This window comes from Macrococcus equipercicus (assembly GCF_024205945.1).
GTDB lineage: Bacteria > Bacillota > Bacilli > Staphylococcales > Staphylococcaceae > Macrococcus > Macrococcus equipercicus.
Map to the genome: position 1 here is coordinate 431377 of NZ_CP073809.1, position 20223 is coordinate 451599.

18 protein-coding genes are annotated in these 20223 nt (G+C 43.7%); 14 read left to right on the forward strand and 4 right to left on the reverse strand.

The features are described 5' to 3' along the window. The first annotated feature begins 199 nt into the window (after nucleotides 1–199). From KFV11_RS02315 to KFV11_RS02340, 6 genes are all read left to right on the forward strand, one after another. On the forward strand, nucleotides 200–4720 hold the full coding sequence (locus tag KFV11_RS02315) for a SpaA isopeptide-forming pilin-related protein (protein WP_254250256.1): 4521 nt from the start codon (nucleotides 200–202) through the stop codon (nucleotides 4718–4720). A 52-nt stretch (nucleotides 4721–4772) separates the two neighbouring features. Next, complete coding sequence (locus KFV11_RS02320) at nucleotides 4773–6266, forward strand: SpaH/EbpB family LPXTG-anchored major pilin (RefSeq protein WP_254250257.1); 1494 nt, start codon at nucleotides 4773–4775, stop codon at nucleotides 6264–6266. A 66-nt stretch (nucleotides 6267–6332) separates the two neighbouring features. Beyond that, the gene (locus KFV11_RS02325; RefSeq protein WP_254250258.1) at nucleotides 6333–7208 is read left to right on the forward strand and encodes a class C sortase; all 876 of its coding nucleotides are present in this window, start codon (nucleotides 6333–6335) and stop codon (nucleotides 7206–7208) included. Beyond that, a complete protein-coding gene (locus tag KFV11_RS02330) occupies nucleotides 7208–8032 on the forward strand; it encodes a class C sortase (RefSeq protein ID WP_254250259.1) in 825 nt (274 codons plus the stop codon). The genes KFV11_RS02325 and KFV11_RS02330 overlap by 1 nt, the downstream gene beginning before the upstream one ends. A gap of 183 nt (nucleotides 8033–8215) precedes the next feature. Continuing rightward, the gene (locus KFV11_RS02335) at nucleotides 8216–9730 is read left to right on the forward strand and encodes a malate:quinone oxidoreductase (RefSeq protein WP_254250260.1); all 1515 of its coding nucleotides are present in this window, start codon (nucleotides 8216–8218) and stop codon (nucleotides 9728–9730) included. Between the two features lie 136 nt (nucleotides 9731–9866). Next, on the forward strand, nucleotides 9867–10904 hold the full coding sequence (locus KFV11_RS02340; RefSeq protein ID WP_254250261.1) for a family 20 glycosylhydrolase: 1038 nt from the start codon (nucleotides 9867–9869) through the stop codon (nucleotides 10902–10904). Between the two features lie 37 nt (nucleotides 10905–10941). On the opposite strand, the gene KFV11_RS02345 is transcribed toward KFV11_RS02340, so the two are convergent. After that, complete coding sequence (locus KFV11_RS02345; RefSeq protein ID WP_254250262.1) at nucleotides 10942–11424, reverse strand: DUF805 domain-containing protein; 483 nt, start codon at nucleotides 11422–11424, stop codon at nucleotides 10942–10944. A 228-nt stretch (nucleotides 11425–11652) separates the two neighbouring features. On the opposite strand from KFV11_RS02345, the gene KFV11_RS02350 reads away from it, so the two are divergent. Then, nucleotides 11653–13089, forward strand: coding sequence for an NAD(P)H-binding protein (locus tag KFV11_RS02350; protein WP_254250263.1), 1437 nt, complete (start codon nucleotides 11653–11655; stop codon nucleotides 13087–13089). Between the two features lie 46 nt (nucleotides 13090–13135). On the opposite strand, the gene KFV11_RS02355 is transcribed toward KFV11_RS02350, so the two are convergent. After that, complete coding sequence (locus tag KFV11_RS02355; protein WP_149457896.1) at nucleotides 13136–13585, reverse strand: DUF4385 domain-containing protein; 450 nt, start codon at nucleotides 13583–13585, stop codon at nucleotides 13136–13138. A 187-nt stretch (nucleotides 13586–13772) separates the two neighbouring features. On the opposite strand from KFV11_RS02355, the gene KFV11_RS02360 reads away from it, so the two are divergent. Both KFV11_RS02360 and KFV11_RS02365 read left to right on the forward strand, forming a co-directional pair. Then, a complete protein-coding gene (locus KFV11_RS02360) occupies nucleotides 13773–14228 on the forward strand; it encodes a C40 family peptidase (protein WP_254250264.1) in 456 nt (151 codons plus the stop codon). Between the two features lie 330 nt (nucleotides 14229–14558). Continuing rightward, the gene (locus KFV11_RS02365) at nucleotides 14559–15254 is read left to right on the forward strand and encodes a C40 family peptidase (protein WP_254250265.1); all 696 of its coding nucleotides are present in this window, start codon (nucleotides 14559–14561) and stop codon (nucleotides 15252–15254) included. A gap of 46 nt (nucleotides 15255–15300) precedes the next feature. Here the strand turns inward: KFV11_RS02365 and KFV11_RS02370 are convergent, their stop codons facing one another. After that, nucleotides 15301–15993, reverse strand: coding sequence for a type 1 glutamine amidotransferase domain-containing protein (locus KFV11_RS02370; protein WP_254250266.1), 693 nt, complete (start codon nucleotides 15991–15993; stop codon nucleotides 15301–15303). 118 nt (nucleotides 15994–16111) lie between these two features. On the opposite strand from KFV11_RS02370, the gene KFV11_RS02375 reads away from it, so the two are divergent. From KFV11_RS02375 to KFV11_RS02390, 4 genes are read left to right on the forward strand one after another with little or no spacing between them, the layout of a single operon-like run. Continuing rightward, nucleotides 16112–16561, forward strand: a complete 450-nt coding sequence (locus KFV11_RS02375) for a GNAT family N-acetyltransferase (RefSeq protein ID WP_254250267.1) — start codon at nucleotides 16112–16114, stop codon at nucleotides 16559–16561. Nucleotides 16562–16572: 11 nt separating this feature from the next. Continuing rightward, complete coding sequence (locus tag KFV11_RS02380; protein WP_254250268.1) at nucleotides 16573–17079, forward strand: methylated-DNA--[protein]-cysteine S-methyltransferase; 507 nt, start codon at nucleotides 16573–16575, stop codon at nucleotides 17077–17079. Next, the gene (locus tag KFV11_RS02385; RefSeq protein ID WP_254250269.1) at nucleotides 17072–17401 is read left to right on the forward strand and encodes a CHY zinc finger protein; all 330 of its coding nucleotides are present in this window, start codon (nucleotides 17072–17074) and stop codon (nucleotides 17399–17401) included. The genes KFV11_RS02380 and KFV11_RS02385 overlap by 8 nt, the downstream gene beginning before the upstream one ends. A gap of 36 nt (nucleotides 17402–17437) precedes the next feature. Continuing rightward, nucleotides 17438–18580: a DUF418 domain-containing protein gene (locus KFV11_RS02390; RefSeq protein ID WP_149457902.1), complete on the forward strand. Its 1143-nt coding sequence runs from the start codon at nucleotides 17438–17440 to the stop codon at nucleotides 18578–18580. Nucleotides 18581–18610: 30 nt separating this feature from the next. Here KFV11_RS02390 and KFV11_RS02395 read toward each other — a convergent pair whose 3' ends face one another. After that, nucleotides 18611–19525 (reverse strand): metallophosphoesterase, encoded by a 915-nt coding sequence (locus KFV11_RS02395; RefSeq protein WP_149457903.1) that lies wholly within the window; start codon nucleotides 19523–19525, stop codon nucleotides 18611–18613. Nucleotides 19526–19709: 184 nt separating this feature from the next. On the opposite strand from KFV11_RS02395, the gene KFV11_RS02400 reads away from it, so the two are divergent. Beyond that, on the forward strand, nucleotides 19710–20207 hold the full coding sequence (locus tag KFV11_RS02400; protein ID WP_254250270.1) for a hypothetical protein: 498 nt from the start codon (nucleotides 19710–19712) through the stop codon (nucleotides 20205–20207). Nucleotides 20208–20223 lie beyond the last annotated feature (16 nt).

Below are 20223 nucleotides of genomic sequence, written 5' to 3' on the forward strand. Positions count from 1 at the left end.
TACGATAATTATGCAGATTTTAATAAAAATTATTATTTTATAACTATGCTAATATAATAAATATAAATGTTAAATAAAATTTAACTTTATGAAAATTCATAATAAAATCAGTTTATTAAAATTTTTTGTGAAATAAGTATTGCCATAGCAAATTAATAAATGGTAATATCAAGAAGCAAAATCGATTATGGAGGAAATTATGATAAAAAAAGTAACAATATTCACCCTAATAGTCGTGTTGTTGAATATGTTTATTGTAGATTATTTCCAGAAAGATGTTTCGGCTGATAGTACAACGCTCAAAACTGATCAAGCCGACGTTATACGAGTAGAGGAAAAAGGGGAAATTAGTAATAAAGTGAACTGGAGCTTAATGATTAATGAGCGAGGTCAAAAACTGGATAACGACACTATCATGCTGACTTTAGCAGGACATCATAAAGTTAACGAAGTAGAATTAGCACAAGCGTTAAATGCTAAAGGTATTGAACTCACAAAACCTGACGTGAATCAAAGTAAGTATGTACTGAAACTTAGTAAAATCGATCAGCCGATCAGTATAGCAATGACTACTGAAACACTTGATGACAATACGAATTATACACTCTCATTGACAACGACCGTAGCAGGACAGAAAATGCAGGCGAGCGACACGTTCTATCAGAAGATGGACGTGACAGGAAATATCGCCTATAAGAACGTGCCGGAAACAGTGACGAAGCCAGCAGTCGTCATCTCGCTGATCAATAAAACTTCAGGTGCAGTTGTTCAGCAGCAGACAATAAGTTCGAATGAAACGACTTATACTTTTAAAGATGTGAACAAGCTGAATGTCGATAACCAGCTGGTTGAATATGAAGTTAAGACAGAGCCGCTTGGTAACTATAAGACGACGGTCAATCAATTCGATATCGAGCAGACTTACATGACGACTGAAGTCAAAGGGACAGTGACCAATGAGACCGGTAAACCTTTGACGATTGAGTTTGTTAATCAGGCGACGAAAGAAGCGGTCGACTCAATGACAGTGGATGAAAATGCTGAAACATATGTTGCCGACCAACTGCCTCTGAATGATGAACAAGGACAGAAAATTGCATACGAAGTAAGCGTTCCAGATGTTGAAGGATATGATAAAAAGATCAATGACTATAACATAGCGCTGACGAAATCGGAAGAGCCGACAACAGAAGAGCCGACAACAGAAGAAGCGACAACGGAGAAGTCAACGACAGAAGAAACGACAACGGAGAAGTCGACGACAGAAAAAGCGACGACGGAAGAGGCAACGACGGAGAAGTCAACGACAGAAGAAACGACAACGGAAGAAGCGACGACGGAAGAGCCGACAACAGAAAAAGCGACAACAGAAGAAGCGACAACGGAAAAGTCAACGACAGAAGAGCCGACGACGGAGAAGTCAACGACAGAAGAAGCGACGACGGAAGAAGCGACGACGGAAGAAGCGACGACGGAAGAAGCGACGACAGAAGAAGCAATGACAGAAGAAACGACGACGGAAGAAGCAATGACAGAAGAAGCGACGACGGAGAAGTCAACGACCGAAGAGCCGGTAACAGAAGAGGCGGCGACAGAAGAAGCGACGACAGAAGAAGCGACGACAGAAGAAGCGGCGATGGAAATGCCGGATGCAAAAAGCGCTTCTACTAATGTACCAGTCGTAAAAGCACCTGTAGAAGATTCTGTTGTTTATACACCACCAAAAACTAAAACGTTCAGCTTAAGAACTTTTAGCCTGGCACCAACACTTGCACCAACAACGTTGGCTGCAGCTGCTACAAGTTATACACCGAGCGACTATACGTATACAAGTAACACTTATACTTATGGCAGTAGTTTCTCAGCCACATTAACTGGTGTTATGGCTACTGATCAATCAAAGATAGACTGGACAATGACAATTACAAATAAAACAGGATATATATATACTGCTAATTTGGAAAATATAGTTGTTAATAATTTACAATATATGACTTCTATGAATTTAAATAACACTTCTTACAGTTATTCGAAGAGTCTTTCGATTACAAAAGGAAGAGCAAGTGCATATTCAAATAGTTTTTATTTATATCCAAACGATTCAACGTTTAAGTTTTCAACACCTATCACTAACCCAAATCAGTCCAGTTACTCAATAACTCTAGGGTCATTATATTCTTCAGGTGATTATCCTATGAATTTGACTGGCACGTTTACTTTAAATGCAAAGTCAGCAACGCCTACAGTGAAACCAGTGTCTATTTATGACACGTCAGTCAAAGGAACGGCAGCTCCGGGTGCTGTTGTTAAGGTGATGAATGGTACGACTGAACTTGGAACAGCTACTGCTGATAGTGCGGGGACTTATTCAGTAACTATTCCTAAGCAGTCAGCGGGGACAGTCTTGAGTGTTACTTCTACGGAATCAAACAAACGGGTGAGTGATCCAACAAACGTTACGGTTAGTAGTTCGGTGCCGATTACTATAAATAACATTTATAGCGATCAGACGTATGTAACGGGAACAGCTGAACCAGGCGCTTTGGTTACTATTAAAAATTCAATGGGGACAGTGCTTGGCAGTACAAAAGCATCAACAGATGGATTATATTTCGTTGAACTCTATCGTCCTTTAAGTGCAGGAACTGTCATTACTGCTGAAGCTGTTTCTACTAATGGTTCGAAAACAGCAACAACAACTGTACTTGCTGCTGATTCAAGTGGTACGCCTGGAACAGGAAAGGAAATCGTTGAACCTAGTCCTACATATAAAGGATTAATATCTAATATGAGTTGGGATGAGCGAGGATTATACCGTAATCGCGTGCCACAACCTGTTGAATATAATGAATCATTTCAATGGAAAGCTGCTCAACCCACTACAGTGACTAATGAGTATGCAATTGATTTAAAAACCCAAGGACGAGCCAGTGTAACTGACGATCCGTTAGATATCGTACTTGTAGTAGATAACTCAGCTAGTATGAGTGAATCTATTAATGGAATCTCTAGATGGCAGAATATGATAAGCAGTATTAATACATTCATAGATGACGTTACTAGAAGCAATAGTACGACAAATCCTCGAGTTAGAATTGATGTTGTGAACTATGCTTCTGCTATTAGGCCAACACTCAATGCGGGATTCTCTGGAGATCCTAATGTAATTAAGTCAAAATTATACCCGAGTTATGTTCCAAGTGGACAGGGTGGAGGTACATTTACTCAAGCAGGCTTGAATAGTGGTATTAGTTTATTAAAAAGTTCAAAAGCTGTTAAAAAAGTAATGATTGTTTTAACTGATGGAGCGCCAACGTTAAGCTATCAAGGAACAGATGGTACAAGTGCAGTAACTATGACTAAATTCAATGAAACGATAAAAGGAAATGGTACTTCATTTCAAATGACACCATATATTGTTAATAATTTCTCTGTATCTAATCATGGTCAGCCAACCATTTCTCAAGCCTTATTAAACAAGACGAATAATCCTAATATAAATATCTTCTCTATAGGTATTGATGTGGATGATCAAACTTATAGTAATGGGACTACTGCAACAAAACAAGACTTCTACAATGTATTAAACAGTATTGCTTCAAAAAAGGATTATGCTTATCAAACTACCGGCTCATCCAGTAATATTTCTAATGTACTTAATACTATTTCTCAAAATGTTTCAAACAGTATCTCAAATGGCATAGTGTCCGATCCAATTGGCACAATGTACGATTTAAATTTAGGTTCGGACAATGTGTTTGATGCATCAGATTACACATTAACAGCATCTGATCCTACATTATTAACAGGTGTTACCGTGACTTACGATTCTGTTACAAGAACAATTAAATTGAACGGTTTAACTCTAGGTAAAGGTGAATGGGTCAATATTAACTATAAAGTCAAATTGCGTGTGACTGATGACAGCTTTGTTGAAAATCAATGGTATCCAATGAATGGTACAACAACCTTGAAACCAACAGCAACTTCTACATTGTTAAGAGAATATCCCGTTCCTGAAGCTAGAGCAGTAAGTCCGGTATACAGTTTCACTTTCAATAAATTAAGTGATTCTAATACACCACTAGGCGGTGCTACTTTTGAACTGAAAGATTCAACTGGAAAGATTATGACACAGACTTCCAGTACAAACGGTCTGGTTAAATTCGATAACCTGAAAAAAGGGACGTATACCTTAACTGAGACTGCAGCACCGACCAATTACAGCAAAGATCCAAAGACGTATACGGTTGTTATTGCAAGTAACGGCGACATCAAAGTTGACGGCGTGCTTTACTCAGGCACCAATGTCTTCAAGGTTATCAATAAGAAAGTGCTCGGTTCTATTGAGGTTGTTAAACATCAAAGTGGTGATGAAAGCAAGTTGCTTGCTGGAGCTACTTTTGAACTGAGAGATTCGGCAGGTAAAGTAGTGACATTGACGACTGGCACAGATGGTAAGGCATTGTTCAGTGCATTGCCGCTTGGTAGTTACACACTTGTAGAAACAAAGGCGCCAGCTGGATACCAGCTGAAAACAACACCTGTGAAGATAGATGTGACATCTGCCACTAAAGTAGTTGTAAAGGTAGCGAACCAAAGTAATTCAGCAGTATTACCAAATACAGGTGGGCCAGGACCTTTGTGGTTTTCAATAATTGGCATCTTAGTCATTATAGCGTCACTATTTTCAAGGAAAAAATTTGCACATATGAATTAAGCCGCATCTGCGGATTAATATAAATAAATTATAAAATTATTAGGAGGCATTTATGTCAAAATTATTTAAGCGTTTGTCCCTGTTTTTAGTATTAGCATTACTAGTAAGTATAGTAGCTCCGCTCGGTAAAGCATTCGCAGCAAGTCCTGCAACTAACTTGACTATTCACAAAGTGACCGGTTCATCAGAAATAAGAGCAACCTATGATCAGTTAGTTAACGGTACAGCGCCAGCTGGTTCTCAACCAATCTCCAATATTTCATTTACTTATTGGAAAGTCACTCCGGAACAATTAGCAACAATGAAAGCTGCACCTGGCAGCTTTGATACAGAGTCAGAAGTAACAGGATTAGCGGGAGCTAAATTAGGTACAACTGCTAAAACTTCAGCAAATGGTACGACGACAGCTCCAAACTTAGCTGAAGGTTTCTACTGGTTCATTGAAGATGTAAGTACTGCAGTTAAAACATCAAACGCCGTTCCTTTCGGTCTTGAATTACCGATTACAAATGAAGCGGGTAATGGTTACATTACAGATTTACATGTATTCCCGAAAAATACATTACAAGACTTACCGACGATTGATAAAGACGTCAAAGCAGATGGTACTAAATCAGCTTCATTTGCAGTAGGCGAATCTTTCAACTGGATCATCCAACCGTCAGTACCAAAAGGTATCAATGAGTATACTAAGTTTACTGTTACAGATACGATTGCTTCTCAATTAACATTTGCAGGAACTGATAAAGTCTATGTAGAAGTAAATGGAACTAAACTTGCAGCAGACAACTACACTGTTTCTAATCCTGATGGCAAAGTAGTAATAGATTTCACTGATGCAGGCCGTCAGGCGTTAGCTGCTGCTGGAGATTCCGCTAAGCTGAACATTTTCATTCCTACAGTCATCAATGACACAGCAGTCATGGGATTACCTATTCAAAATAATGCTACATTAACATTTGATAACGGTCATGGTACGACGACAGAGCCTGGTGGTCAGAATCCACCAGTGACACCGCCAACAGTACCGTCCACTGATACACCTATCGTTTACACTGGTGGTAAGAAGTTTGTTAAAACAAATGGCTCAGGTACTAATCTTGAAGGAGCTGTATTCGTTGTTAAAAATGCAGCCGGTAAATATTTAGTTCAAGATGCTAAGTTGAATACAACTTGGGTTGACAGCAAAGATGCGGCAACAAAATTCACTTCTAAAAAAGATGGTTCATTCGAAGTGAAAGGACTATCTTACGGTACAGATGGTTCTAACAATAAAGGTGCAACTGACTATACAATTGAAGAGGTAACAGCACCAGCAGGTTATACATTACCGACTAATCCTGAAACATCATTCACAGTAAATGCAACATCTTACTATGCAGATCCTACTGCGGCTCAGTTAACTAGTGCTGCACCTAAAGAAATCGTCAACAAAAAGACTGAAATCCCTAACACAGGTGGTATCGGTACAGTGATCTTCACTGTTGTAGGTCTTGCACTGATGTTACTTGCGTTCGTATTATTAAGAAGAAGACAACAAGCTTAACATCATGCTATATAATAATAAGGTAGACTTTAGTCTGCCTTATTTTTTATAAGGAGGAGAGTCATTTTGAGCTCCGAGAAAAAACAGAAAAAGAAAAAGAACAATCGTCTTTCTAATTTAATATTTGCCTTTATATTTCTTATTGGTCTTGGTATATTGATCTACCCGATGATTAGCGCTGTGTACTATGATTATGAATCAGGGACTGAAGTGAACGACTTCAATAAAGAAGTGGAGTTATTGTCTGACAAGGAGATTGACGCACGGATCAACAGGGCGAAGGCCTATAATGAATCACTGAGCGGCAACGAAGTGCTGCACGACGCTTACAGCAAGGCAGAGGAAGCGGCGGGTAAGCGGGAGTATGCGAAGATGCTTGAAGTGCATGAGAAGATGGGGCACGTTGAGATTCCGAGGATTCATCAGGATCTGCCGCTGTTTGCGGGGACGACTGAACGGGTGCTGCAGGAAGGGCTCGGTCATCTGGAGAACACGTCACTGCCGGTCGGCGGGGAATCGACGCATACGGTTATCACCGGTCACAGAGGTCTGCCGGACAAGAAGCTGTTCACGGATCTTGATAAGATGAAGCTCGGCGACATGATCTACGTCCATAATATTCAGGGAGTTCTTGCCTATAAAGTGGACCATATTGACGTAATCGAGCCGAGTGATTTCAGCAAGCTGAAGATTGTGAAAGGCAAGGACCAGCTGACACTGCTCACCTGCACGCCGTATATGATCAACTCGCACCGTTTGATTGTCACCGGTCACCGCGTGCCGTATACCCCTGAAGAAGCGAAGAAACATGAGGCAGCACAGGAACCGTGGTGGTATAAATTCCTGAATGTCTACAGAAATTACTTGATTGGTCTTGCTGTAGCGCTTATCTTATACTTATTATACCGTCTGTGGAATAAGCGGAAGAAGAAGGTAACGTAATGAACAAGTGGCTTGCTGTCGTGCTGTTTTGCGCGGGGCTCTTTATCTGTCTCTATCCCCTCGCTGCGAAAGTGTACTATAACTATGATATGTCGCAGGAGTCTGACGCGCTGAATAAACATTTTCAGGTGGATTCCGACGACCAGAAGAATAGATATATGCAGTTTGAGCAGTACAACCGGCAGATGACGATGAATCAGACGATTGAAGCGCCGGCAGTACAAGTGAAGAAGAATGACAGTGATGATGAGCAGATGATTTCCGATGACGTCATCGCGACAGTGAAGATTCCGAAGCTGAACTTACATTACCCGGTATACGACAAAGCGACGCCGGAAAACTTGAACCGCGGTGTGTCACGTGTTGAAGGCACGAGCTATCCCGTTGGCGGCCGCTCGACAAACAGCGTCCTTGCCGCGCACAGCTATTCGCCTTACCATGAGTGGTTCACGCATATTGACCGTCTGGAAAACGGCGACCAGGTGATCATCAATAACTTTAAAGAGACGTTGTACTATAAAGTGTATGACCGTGTGATCGTAACACCCGACAAAGTGGAAGCGATGGCAGTCAGGCAGGGGAAAGATGTCCTCACACTTCTCACGTGTACGCCGTCAGGAGCAGAGCGTCTGCTCATCTATGCCGAGCGGACGACGAAAGACGGGAAGAAAGTGACGCCGCAGCCGGTCCTGCCGCAGCCTATGGTCGAGAAATCGATATGGGAGAAGATGAAAGTATTATCGGATTCCTGGGTTGTCATTGCTGCTGCAGCCTTATTATCTTTCTTATTCATTGTCATGCTGATTCGCCAGAAAGAAAGCTGAAAACCGTTCCTTGCGAGGGACGGTTTTTTGTTTTTCTTACTATTTAATAAGAACGTTCTATGTAACCGCGTACATTTTTCGCGAGAAAGTTGGTTGTTTCCCTATTGATTTCTCTGTAAAAGGTCTATAATAAAAGTCAAAGGGTTTAAGCATGTGATATTTATTTTGGGAGGCAACGGGGTTATGAATTTTGTTAACAGCAGTTCTGCTAAAACTGACGTCATCTTAATCGGCGGCGGAATTATGAGTGCAACACTCGGTGTATTATTGAAAGAATTGAAGCCTGATCTTAACATCAAAATGTTCGAGCAGCTCGGTGAGCCGGCTCTTGAAAGTTCCAATGCATGGAATAACGCAGGAACTGGTCACTCAGCACTGTGCGAACTTAACTATACGACTGAATCAGCTGACGGCAATATCGATGTCAGTAAAGCACTGAACATTAATGAACAGTTCCAGCTGTCTAAACAGTTCTGGACGCATTTAGTGAAGACAGGAAAGCTGAAAAATCCTGAGAACTTCATTAAGACAGTACCGCACATGAGCTTTGTGGAAGGCGCGGACAACATCGATTTCTTGAAGCGCCGTCTTGCTGCGCTGCAGGACAATCCACTGTTCCGCGGCATGGAGATCTCTGAAGACCATGCCGTCTTGAAAGAATGGGTGCCGCTCATGATGGAAGGCCGTGATCCGTCAGACAAAATCGCGATCACGAAGATGGATTCAGGGACAGATATCAACTTCGGCCGGCTGACGGTTGATCTCTTCAATCTACTGGCTGAGCAGGGCGTTGAACTGAACTACAACCACGCGGTGAAAGACTTGAAACGCGACGGGCGCGGCTGGAAAGTGAAAGTGCATAACGCCGGCAGCGGTAAGACAGAAGAGCATACAGCGCGCTTCGTCTTCATCGGTGCAGGCGGTTACAGTCTGCCATTACTGCAGAAGACCAACATTCCGGAATCCAAGCACGTCGGCGGGTTCCCGGTCAGCGGCTTGTTCTTAGTGTGCAACAATGAAGAAGTCATCAACAAACATCTCGCGAAAGTGTACGGCAAAGCAAAAGTCGGCGCACCGCCGATGTCTGTGCCGCATTTAGATACGCGTTACATCGACGGTAAGCGCTCACTGCTATTCGGACCGTATGCCGGCTTCTCGCCGAAGTTCCTGAAAGAAGGGTCATACTTCGACTTGATCGGCTCAGTGAAGCCGAATAACGTGCTGACGATGCTGTCTGCCGGCGCGAAGGAAATGAAGCTGACGCAGTATTTGATCAGCCAGGTCATCCAGTCGCACGAAGACCGTATGGCAGAACTGCGTGAATTCGTTCCTGAGGCGAAGTCAGAAGACTGGGAGATTGTTGTTGCCGGTCAGCGCGTGCAGGTCATTAAAGATACGGACAAAGGAAAAGGCACGCTGCAGTTCGGTACAGAAGTCATCAGCGCTGAAGACGGCTCGATTGCGGCACTGCTCGGTGCGTCACCAGGTGCCTCTACAGCTGTTCATGTCATGCTGAATGTACTGGACAAATGCTTCAAGGACTACATGGCTGAATGGCAACCGAAAATTCAAGAGATGGTGCCGTCTTACGGTCAGCAGCTGGGCGACAATGAAGAACTGTTCAGTAAAGTGAACGAAGAGACGTCAGCAGTTCTGAACCTCGTTAAGAAGAAAGAAACAGTCAGTCAGGAAGTATAATATAAACAAACGGGATGTCATGACTGGCATCCCGTTTGTTATGTTTATAATTTTTCTGTAAAAGCTGCCGGAAAGAGTAGTCAAATGGCATGATGATTTATATAATTTAGTCCATACAATATAATAGGAGCTGCTCATGATTAAGAAAATGATTCTCTCGACCGTCCTGACTTTGATAAGTTTTATAGTCACTTCTCTGTCAACAGCCGAAGCTGCAGCGTATGACAGAGGCGTTACAATTGATATCGCCCGTAAGTATCACTCCCTCAGCACACTGAAAGCGATCGTCGATGAGATGAAAGCGAACAATGCCACCTACTTGCAGCTGCATTTCTCAGACAATGAAAACTATGCGCTTGCTTCCCCTTACTTATATCAGACGAGTAATATAACCAACTCGCGTTACTTGACTGCCGGTGAATTAGCGGCATTGATCACTTATTGTAACGACCGTGACATTATGGTCATCCCTGACATCGATATGCCGGCTCATTCTGCTGCCTGGACGGTTAAAGTGGCACCGCGATTAAAAGCAGGTGAGCGCATCACGACTGACTTTGATAGCAGCGTCGTCGATTATTTCGGCAATACGGTCGCACTCACGCACTCAAAAGCACTGCTGACAGAAGTCATGACTCAGTTCAAGCAGCCGAAGTTCTATGGCCGCCAGCGCATCGTCATCGGCGGTGATGAAGTGACAGGTGGTTACGCTTTCCAGGATGAGCTGCTCACTTACATCAATCAGTTAGCGGCACATACCGTGCAGGCGGGATATAAACCCCAGCTCTGGAATGACAGCCTGACTAAGAGCGGCTTAAGCGGCCTGAACAAATCAGTATCCATCTTATACTGGTCACAGCGCGGGGACACTAACGTCACTGTTGAAGATTTCGCCCAGGCGGGTCTCAGCGTTTACAACTATAACGCCATGTCGTTATACTTCCTTCCTGACAGCCGTTGTGCAGCAGATATAACGGAACAGGCTGGTTATATTCAACGTGCTTACAAGATTAATCACTTCTATGAGAACGGTGAGTACTACTATCCTGTCACAACCTTTAACATCGCCGGCTCTGCTCTGACGTTCTGGGGGGAGCATGCGGGGGAACTCTCACAGCAGCAGCTGCTGGAGCAGGAACTGCCGTTGATCAGAGGTTATTTAACGGTGCAGTAATCATCAAACAATAACCGGATAGTCACCGACCATCCGGTTATTGTCTTGGATTTAATTCATCAATCACTTCTTTCGGGTCGTGACCGTACTTATTCGGACCTTCTGTCCCGTCAAACGCCAGCACTATAAAGAAGAGAATAGAAACGATGGCGTAGCAGAAGACAACAGCGCCATCTGCTGTGTCATCAAGAGTCATGAATTCTGTAGCATTGAACAGTGCTGTGAATATAAAGACGGGCAGTGCAGTCCAGCCGGTTATATTCAAATCCTGGAGCCGTCTGAATAAGACCGAGAAGAAAGGAATCACCAGTACAGTGTCACTGATGAGCTGCAGGTTGAACAGCAGTGCATCAGGATAGCGGGGGGATATTAATACAGCCAGCAGTAAACCTGCTGCAGCGATTGTCATATGAATAATGAAAGGAACCCAGAATTCTTTTCGTCTTGCCCGCTGATTGAGCACAAAGGCCTGCGTCCAGAATCGTTTGTATGCTTCACGGGCTGTCATTTTGATCTCCATAGTTAACCTCCTTCTAGTGTGAGATATGAAGATGATAACATAGCTGCCTATGAAAGCGACTGAACCAAGGCGGTATTTAAGAAAAGTTTAAGAAAGCGGACGTGTTATAATGGATAGAAAAGTACGAGGCACAGAGTCATCAACTTATTTTAAAACTGTCACTTTTCCATGAACTATTAATGCGCAGTATGGGTATAAACAACTATCTGGATATAGGAGACGATAATCATGAACATATTACTGACAGGTGCTTCCGGTTATATCGGCGGCCACTTACTGAAAGAACTGAAGAAAAATCACCATATCGTTGCCGCGTCGCGCAGTACTAAAAACAAAGAGAATGAAGAAAATGTGGAATGGAAAAAAGTCGATTTGTTCTCGCTGAAAGATGTGGAGGACGCGATGGAAGGCATTGATACGGCAATCTATCTTGTCCATTCAATGATGCCGTCAGCTAAGCTGACGCAGGCATCATTCATGGATATGGATGCGATACTTGCTGATAACTTCGGCCGTGCCGCGAAAACAAAAGGGGTCAAACATATCATCTTCATGAGCGGTATTATGCCGCCTGATGAAGATGAAGAAGATTTATCAGACCACTTAAAGAGCCGGAAAGAATGCGAGAAAATCCTCGGGTTTTACGGTGTGCCGGTCTCGACACTGCGTGCCGGACTCATTATCGGACCAAAAGGATCGTCGTTCCCGATTCTGAAAAAACTGACGGAACGGCTGCCGGCGCTTGTGCTGCCGAAATGGGCATACAGCAAGACAGCGCCTGTCGCACTGGACGATGTCGTAGCAGGGCTGAAGGCACTAGTTGACCGGGATATAACAGAGAACGAAGTGATTGATATCAGTCATGACGTGACGACATACAAAGAGATGTTCAAAGAAACAGCAGCAGTGATGAATAAGAAACTGCCGATGATCAATCTTCCGATTATTCCTGTCTGGCTGTCAAAACCCGTCGTTCGCCTGATCGCCGGAGAACCGAAAGAACTGGTCTATCCGCTGCTTGACAGCCTGGTCCACGACATGGTGCCGAGCAAGAAAAACTACATGGAAGGTATTTCCAATGCGCCGACGCCGATCAAAGAAAGCATCAAAAAAGCATTCGAAGAAGATAAAGATGATAAGAAGAAAAAGAAATCATCGAAGTCCATTGGTGATGAACTGAAGAAGAGCGATGTGAAATCAGTGCAGCGTATCATGATTCCATCCAGCTGGACGATTGACCAGACAGCGAACTACTATGCCAACTGGTTATCGCGTATCGGTTATTCCTTCATCAATACATCAATTGAAAATGAAAAGCTGATGATCAGTCTGCCGATCTTTAAAGAGCCGATTCTCATCCTTGAGAAATCAAAGGAACGTTCAAGCGAAAACCGGGTGCTCTTCTATATTAGAGGAGGTAAGTTCGCGCGGTCTGTAGAAGGCGGCCGTGCGCGTCTTGAATTCCGGCGTGTGCTTGATACGAATGAATGTTTGATCGCCATCCACGAATATGAGCCGACACTGCCATGGTTCATCTATAAATTCACACAGGCGAGAGTACATATCATCGTCATGACACTGTTCGGCTATGAAACAAAGCTGCTCGCTAAAACACTTGATTCCAAATATTTGGTTGACCGGACGAAACAGCTGGCAGACCGTTAATCACAAACCACCTTGGAGAAACGCCAAGGTGGTTTTTTATGACCGTTTACTGTTCATAGCGGTCTTTATGCTCTTTTTTCATCCGCTGATAATCTGCGTCGGCCCGGATTTTATCCCAGTATTCTTTAAAGATCAGTGCCGACTGCCGTTTAATGTCATCATCTTCATTCGGCATGACTTTACGGTCATCATCATATTTCCGGCCAGACTTATGATGCGCATAACGCATGGCACGTGTGTAACCCATCTGGATGAATTTTCTCGCCATATCCATGCCGACAAAATCGTCTGCCTCTTTATAAGCCTCGTATAACTGATAAATTTCTGCGCTTGATTTCTTCGCGATGTCCGGCGTCTTAAAGCGCCAGTGGGGAAGTATTTCGCCTTTATACGGTTCGACGAGCAGCACACCCTGCTCACCACGCCCGACTTGGTACAGCTCGGGATGCTTGCGAAAGTCAATCTTCTTGAAATCCTGTTCATAATTAAATTTCATCTTATGCCTCCTATATCACTTGTCATCACTGTCAATCGTTTCTTCATATTGTAACAATGGAACATGTTGTATATCACTTATGTAACAAATAAATGACAATAAGCGTTTCAAGAATTTGTCGTGCTATGATTAATTTAACTTATAAAGAGAAGCTAATACTACTAATCAACTAAGGGGGACTACCAGCTTGAAGAAGACATTGCTCGCTGTAACGACTGCTGCTTTATTGACGACCGGGATTGCTGCACCAGTACATGAGGCAGATGCTGTACGACAGACAGTGACATACAAGAAAGCATCCGGTAACTATTTGGCATCAGTCGCAAGAAGCATCGCTGCAAAACGTATTTACAAATATGGTGCGAACAACAATTATGCAGTGGACTGCTCAGCCTTTGCTCAGCAAGTTATGAGTGCTGTCGGTAAACGCGTGCCAAGAACAACTCATGCTCAAATAAAAGCAGGCAGACGTGTCTACAATCCTCAAGCAGGAGATCTCGTCTTCTTCAATCGCGGGACTCATGTTGGTGTCTATATCGGCAACGGCCAGATGGTCGATGCACTAAATCCAGTAGAAGGTGTTAAAGAGCGTTCAATTTATTATATCAACGGCACAATCACTGGTTTCTACAGATATTATTAGCTGCTATATTAATGAATTCCTGCCGCAGATGCGGCAGGAATTTTTTTAATACAGTGTTAAGTAATATGACAGAGAAAAAGATGCACTGTAATATTTATTCCTTAATTTGTAAATTAAAAGGAATAAATAGGAAAATGAACGTTGCTATGACGGCTTCGAGAAGAGGAAAGTGTAAAATGTATATTATTACAATCTGGCTTAATAATTTTCAGTGTCGTAACAATACTATAACAAGGCCCTTTTATTAATTGTTATATGGTATGATTCTATCTGTCCTAAATAACTCGTAACTTTTAATGAATTAACCATATATAACGGAGGAATTACAAAATGAAAAAAACTATTATTGCTTTATCTACATTAGCAGGTTTAACAGTAGCAGGTAATCATCATGCGGATGCAGCTGCATACGGAAAAGGAACTCCGGAAGCACAAGCACATATGAACAATGCTACTTCAACTTCTTACAACTATAACTATTCAAATGACTACAAATATAACTACACTTATACTGCTAATGCAGATGGAAGCACTGTATACAACTATAACTATGGTTCAAATAACAACTTCAGAGCTAACTCAGTCACTACTGAAGCGAATGCTGACACTACACAGACAACTGTAAGAAACTTCAACCAAAATACTACTTATCAAAAAGCAGTTTCTACAACAACATCTGCTGCAGTCAATAACAATGTAGCATCAGTAGCAAACAGCATGGCTGCAACTCGTATCTACGTTTACGGTGCTAACACTTCTACTGCAGTAGACTGTTCATCATTTGCACAGCAAGTACTGGCAGCGATGGGTAAATCAATTCCACGTACAACATACGCTCAAATGGCAGCAGGTACACCGGTATCTAACCCGCAACCAGGCGACTTAGTCTTCTTTAACGACGGATCACACGTTGGTGTCTACATCGGCGGCGGTATGATGGTCGATGCACTTAATCCTGCTGAAGGCGTTGGCGAACGTGCAGTATCATATGTTGATGGTACAGTCACTGGCTACTACCGATTCTAATAAACAGTCAGATCAGGTTAGACCTATATAGGTCTAACCTGGTTTTTTATTTTGCCTCAAGAGCAGCAGCTAACTTTTTACCGACTTTCTGTGCGGACGGTGGATTCTGCCCGGTGATAACGCGGCCGTCAATCCGCACATACGATTTCAGGGGACGCTTCGCTTTATATTTCCCGCCGGCTGCAGTCATCGCATCCTGCGTCAAATAAGGCATCTGTTTCTTAGTGCCGTTCAGGCGTTCTTCCATCGTGCTGAAACCGGTGACTTTCTTCCCGTGCAGCACCGGGACACCTGTCTGCCGGTCGACTACATTGACTAGACCGACGACGCCGTGACATACACCAGTAACAAAGCCGCCGTTAGCATAGATAGTCTCTGCAATTTCCTGCAGCTCGGTATTATCCTTGAAGTCCCACATGGCGCCGTGGCCTCCCGCGTAATAAATTGCCGCATATTCTAATGGATTGACTGCTGACGGCTTCATTGTAGCAGCAAGTGCACGCTGTTTGAAGATATCATTGCCATACCATTTCCAGTCAGTATCGTTTGCCGCTTTCAAGCTTGCCGGGTCAATCGGCACATAGCCGCCTTTCGGGCTGACGTAATCAATTTCATGACCTGCGGCTGCCATCTCTTCGACAAAATGTGTCATTTCGCCGAGCCAGACACCAGTTGCACGGTCAGTCGTCTCATACTTTTCGACATTAGTTGCTACTACTAGTATTTTAGCCATGATCATTCTCCTCGTTAAACTAGTTATTATCTGTTTACCCGTCTGACGAGAAATTATGCTTTAAATTTAAGGTAAGTGAACTTGGAATATAGTAGAATAAAGAAAACTCGCTGAGGTGACGACTATGTGGAAGTTTAAAGAATTCGACCGACTGACGACATTAGAACTGTTTAAGATTTATAAGCTGCGCGTCAATACATTTGTTGTGGAACAGCAGTGCGCCTATCCGGAGATTGACGACAAGGATCTACAGTCCATTCATATTTTTGACTGGGAAAACGATGACGTCCTGAACTATGCCCGTCTCATTATCGATGAACCTGTGCATATCGGCAGAGTGATTGTGGCGCCGGCACAGCGTGGCAGCGGAGCCGGCCGTATATTGATGGAGAAAGTCATGAACTATATTGAAACGCATCATTCCCATACGCCGCTGCATCTTCAGGGGCAGGCGCATCTTCATGATTTCTATGCGTCATACGGTTTTAAAGCCGTGTCTGATATTTATTTTGAGGACATGATTCCGCACATAGATATGGAGCGACCGGCATTTAAGGCAGCCGATCAATTTTAAGGGGTGAACGTATGATTTATTTAAGCGAATGGCAGCACGGTGATACTGTCTACTATTTGGCAGCATCAAAGAAAGGGGTATGTTATTTCGGCAATAATGAGCGGGCAGTCGTCATGACGTGGCTCGGGCGCCACTTTAATGAAGACGTGTTGCTGGGTTCTCCTGCTGATGCACATAACAGGAAATACATGGATGACCTGACGAATTATTTTAACGGCAGCTTAACCGCTTTTGACTGGCCGTTTGATTTAAAAGGGACGCCGTTTCAGCAGCTTGTCTGGGAACAGCTGCTGACCGTGCCCTACGGCCGGACACTGACTTACGGCGACATCGCAGCGCGTCTTAATAACAGCAAGGCGGTACGAGCAGTAGGGGGCGCTATCGGCAGAAACCCGGTCATGGTCGCTATACCGTGCCATCGTATTATCGGCAGGAATGGTAAGTTGACCGGCTTTTCCGGTGGACTTGATATTAAACGACAGCTGCTTGATATTGAAGGGATTGCTTATCATGACTAAAGTGTTCGGCAGCACAGTCGATAATGAGACGCGGTGCATTCATTATCATCAGCCGGAAGATGTCATCGCCATCAAGTTTAACTGCTGCAGCAAATATTATCCGTGCTACAAATGTCATCAAGAAAACGAGGCACATTCTATTATTCCATGGCCGAAAGATGACTGGGATAAACAGGCGATACTGTGCGGCAGCTGCAAAATGGAGCTGACAATCAATGACTATATGGCAGCAGTACAGTGCCCGCACTGTGCGGCGCCGTTCAATCCGCGATGCAGCAATCACTACCATCTATATTTTGATATGACAGGAGAGGGCCTTTAATATGAACAGCAGTCATCACAAAGTTCCGGACATAAGATGACGAAAGAACGCATCTATAGTCTGGACGTACTCCGTGGATTCAGCCTGTTCGGCATTATTATAATGAATATTGTCGGCTTCACGCATGATACGTTTCATATGAATCCTTATTTGATATTCCGCCATGGCTGGGACCGGGTGCTGTACAGCATAGAAGTATTGTTCGTGCAGAACTCCTTCTATCCGATCTTCGCCTTTCTGTTCGGCTACGGGCTTGCAATGATGCATGAGAGCGCCGCCGCAAGAGGCAGCAGCTTTGCGCCGATTGCTTATAGAAGGCTCAGTGCGATGATTATTTTCGGTGTCATTCACGGTATGCTGATTTTCTCAGGGGACATTCTGCAGTCGTATGCGATTGTGACACTAGTCGGCGTACTGTTTTTATTTATCGATCGTGCCTTCAGTTTAATCGCGGCACTTTTTCTCTGGCTGCTGTATGCTGCATTGTACTGGGTACCGACACTGACACTGGCGCTGCAGCGGCCCGAGCTTGACTACATGGGCAGCAACACGCAGGCCGCACGTCACATGATGGCTGTACTTAATAGTCATGATCTAGTTAAAATCATTCAGCTGACAGGCGATAACTTTCTCACTTACTTCTTTGTCACGGATGCTGATTCATTTCTCTTCAGAGCGACGTCACTACTGCCGCTCATACTGCTTGGAATGTTTGCCAAGCGGGTGAGGCTGTTCGAGCGTCTCATTCGATACCGCAAATATGCTGTACTGCTTGCAGCAGTGTTCTTTGTCAGCGGCCTTGCGATTAAAAGTCTGCCGCTCATCTATTACGGACGCTTCAGTCTGGATCAAGTCGGCGTATACAGCGGCGGTATTATTTTAGCCGCCGCCTATGTCATTGCACTTGTGCTGCTGAGTGAGCACGCGACGTTCAGAACATGGACGGCGCCTCTCAGCAAAGTCGGCAGGCTCAGCTTTACGACTTATATTATGCAGAGCATACTCATGTTCATCATTGTCTATGGGTTCCAGCTGTTCGGCACACTGAATCTGCTGGAGACATATACGATTGCTGTCCTGATTTATTTGTTCAATATTATATTTGCGGTCTGTTATTTGAAGAAATTCAAGCAAGGTCCGCTTGAATATATATGGCGTAAAATCACTTATTTGAAATAGACGGCTATTGCTTTGACGGCAGTTATACCATCAATAGATTTTCCTGAACTGCAGTGTTCTTGTCACTTCCCGTCCGTAACCGTCGATCTGCATATGATTGTCGTAAAGCTTAATGATGCTGTAGGCGTTCTGGTCAGGCGTTTCAACCATCCCTTTTAAGTTGACGTAGTGGACGCCTTTTCTGACGTGATATTTTCCGTTATGCGTATGTCCGTTGAAATACACCTGCACGTTATCATATTTATCGATCAGCTCCAGAATCTTCTCGCGGTTCAGCACATTATCTTTATAAAGCGGATAGACTGCATGATGACTGAATAGGATGACCGGCTGCCTGGCTGTTTTCGCCGTCTTCAGCACCGTGTTAAGCCAGGCTAACTGCCGGCTGCTGACCGCCCCGTTCGATTCAAGCGCATACGGTCTGGCGGAATTTTTCGCCTGTGTCAGATAGTGCTGTGCCAGGGCATAGGACGTCGATGTTTTTGGATGCGCATATGTGCTGATTTCATTAGTATCGAGAACGATGAAGCGGATGTTCTGCTTAACGAATGTATAGTAGTTATGTTCCATATGGAGCGCGCTCATTGCTGCGTTGTTATGACCCGGGAAATCATGATTACCGAGTACATCATAGCGGGGTGATTTCAGCTGCTGATAAAGGGGTATCATCTTGCTGAACGACTGATAGTCGCGGTCGATGGTATCGCCGAGCTGGATGGTGAAAGCGAGAGGCCTGCTGTTAAATGTCCTGACTGCTTCAGTCATCTTTGCCGGAGTAGCGAGGAAATACCGATGTGATTGATAGCTCGGTATATATTCCGGTGCGCAGTCGCAGTACTGGGCATCAGTAAACATGCCGAACTGCAGCAGCGGCACGGGCAGTTTTGACGGGATGATCAAGAATATGATGACAGTCATAATTAAGCGCAGTATTCTCTCCAGCATCGTCAGACCTCCTCTGCAGTCTGAGTATAAAATATTGAGTGTGAGAACAGTGGTTTTTTACGTAATCTTTAATATTACTTATTAATAAATATAATTAATTTACAAAATAGGTTGTAGGTTACTCATAGGAAATTACCATGCCATATGGTAAAATAAAAAAGCTATAATCTTAAAGGAGGACATCATGAAAGACGAAATTGAATATTTGATTTTAGATGGAAATTTCGCAGCGGTGCAGCAGATGATGTCTGAAACGGACTTTATGGCATTTGAAGAAGCATTTATCAGCGCAGCTTATGACAGCGAATCCATTATGTTCTATACATTTATCGCCGAGATGATTAAAGCGGAGGAGACAGTCGAACTCCATGACCTTGCTTTCCTGCTCCTCGTCTATCCTTTAAGTGATGTCAACGGTGCATTCAACGCAGCATACTATCATGCAAAACGCTCTGTTGTGATGACCGGAGATAAAGAAATTAAAAGCCTGCTGCAGCTGTTGTTCCTATATGCTGTGCCTGACCCGGTCGTTTCTGACAAAGAAGCATTCACTGTTGCAAAAGAGATCTTGAAGCAGGACCCGAACAACAAAGTTGCGAGAACTATATTAAAGCAGACAGCGAAGAAGCTCGACTCAGTAGTAGTCGACATTAATCACTTCAATCACATGAAAAACGCCTGAAGACATGGCTTCAGGC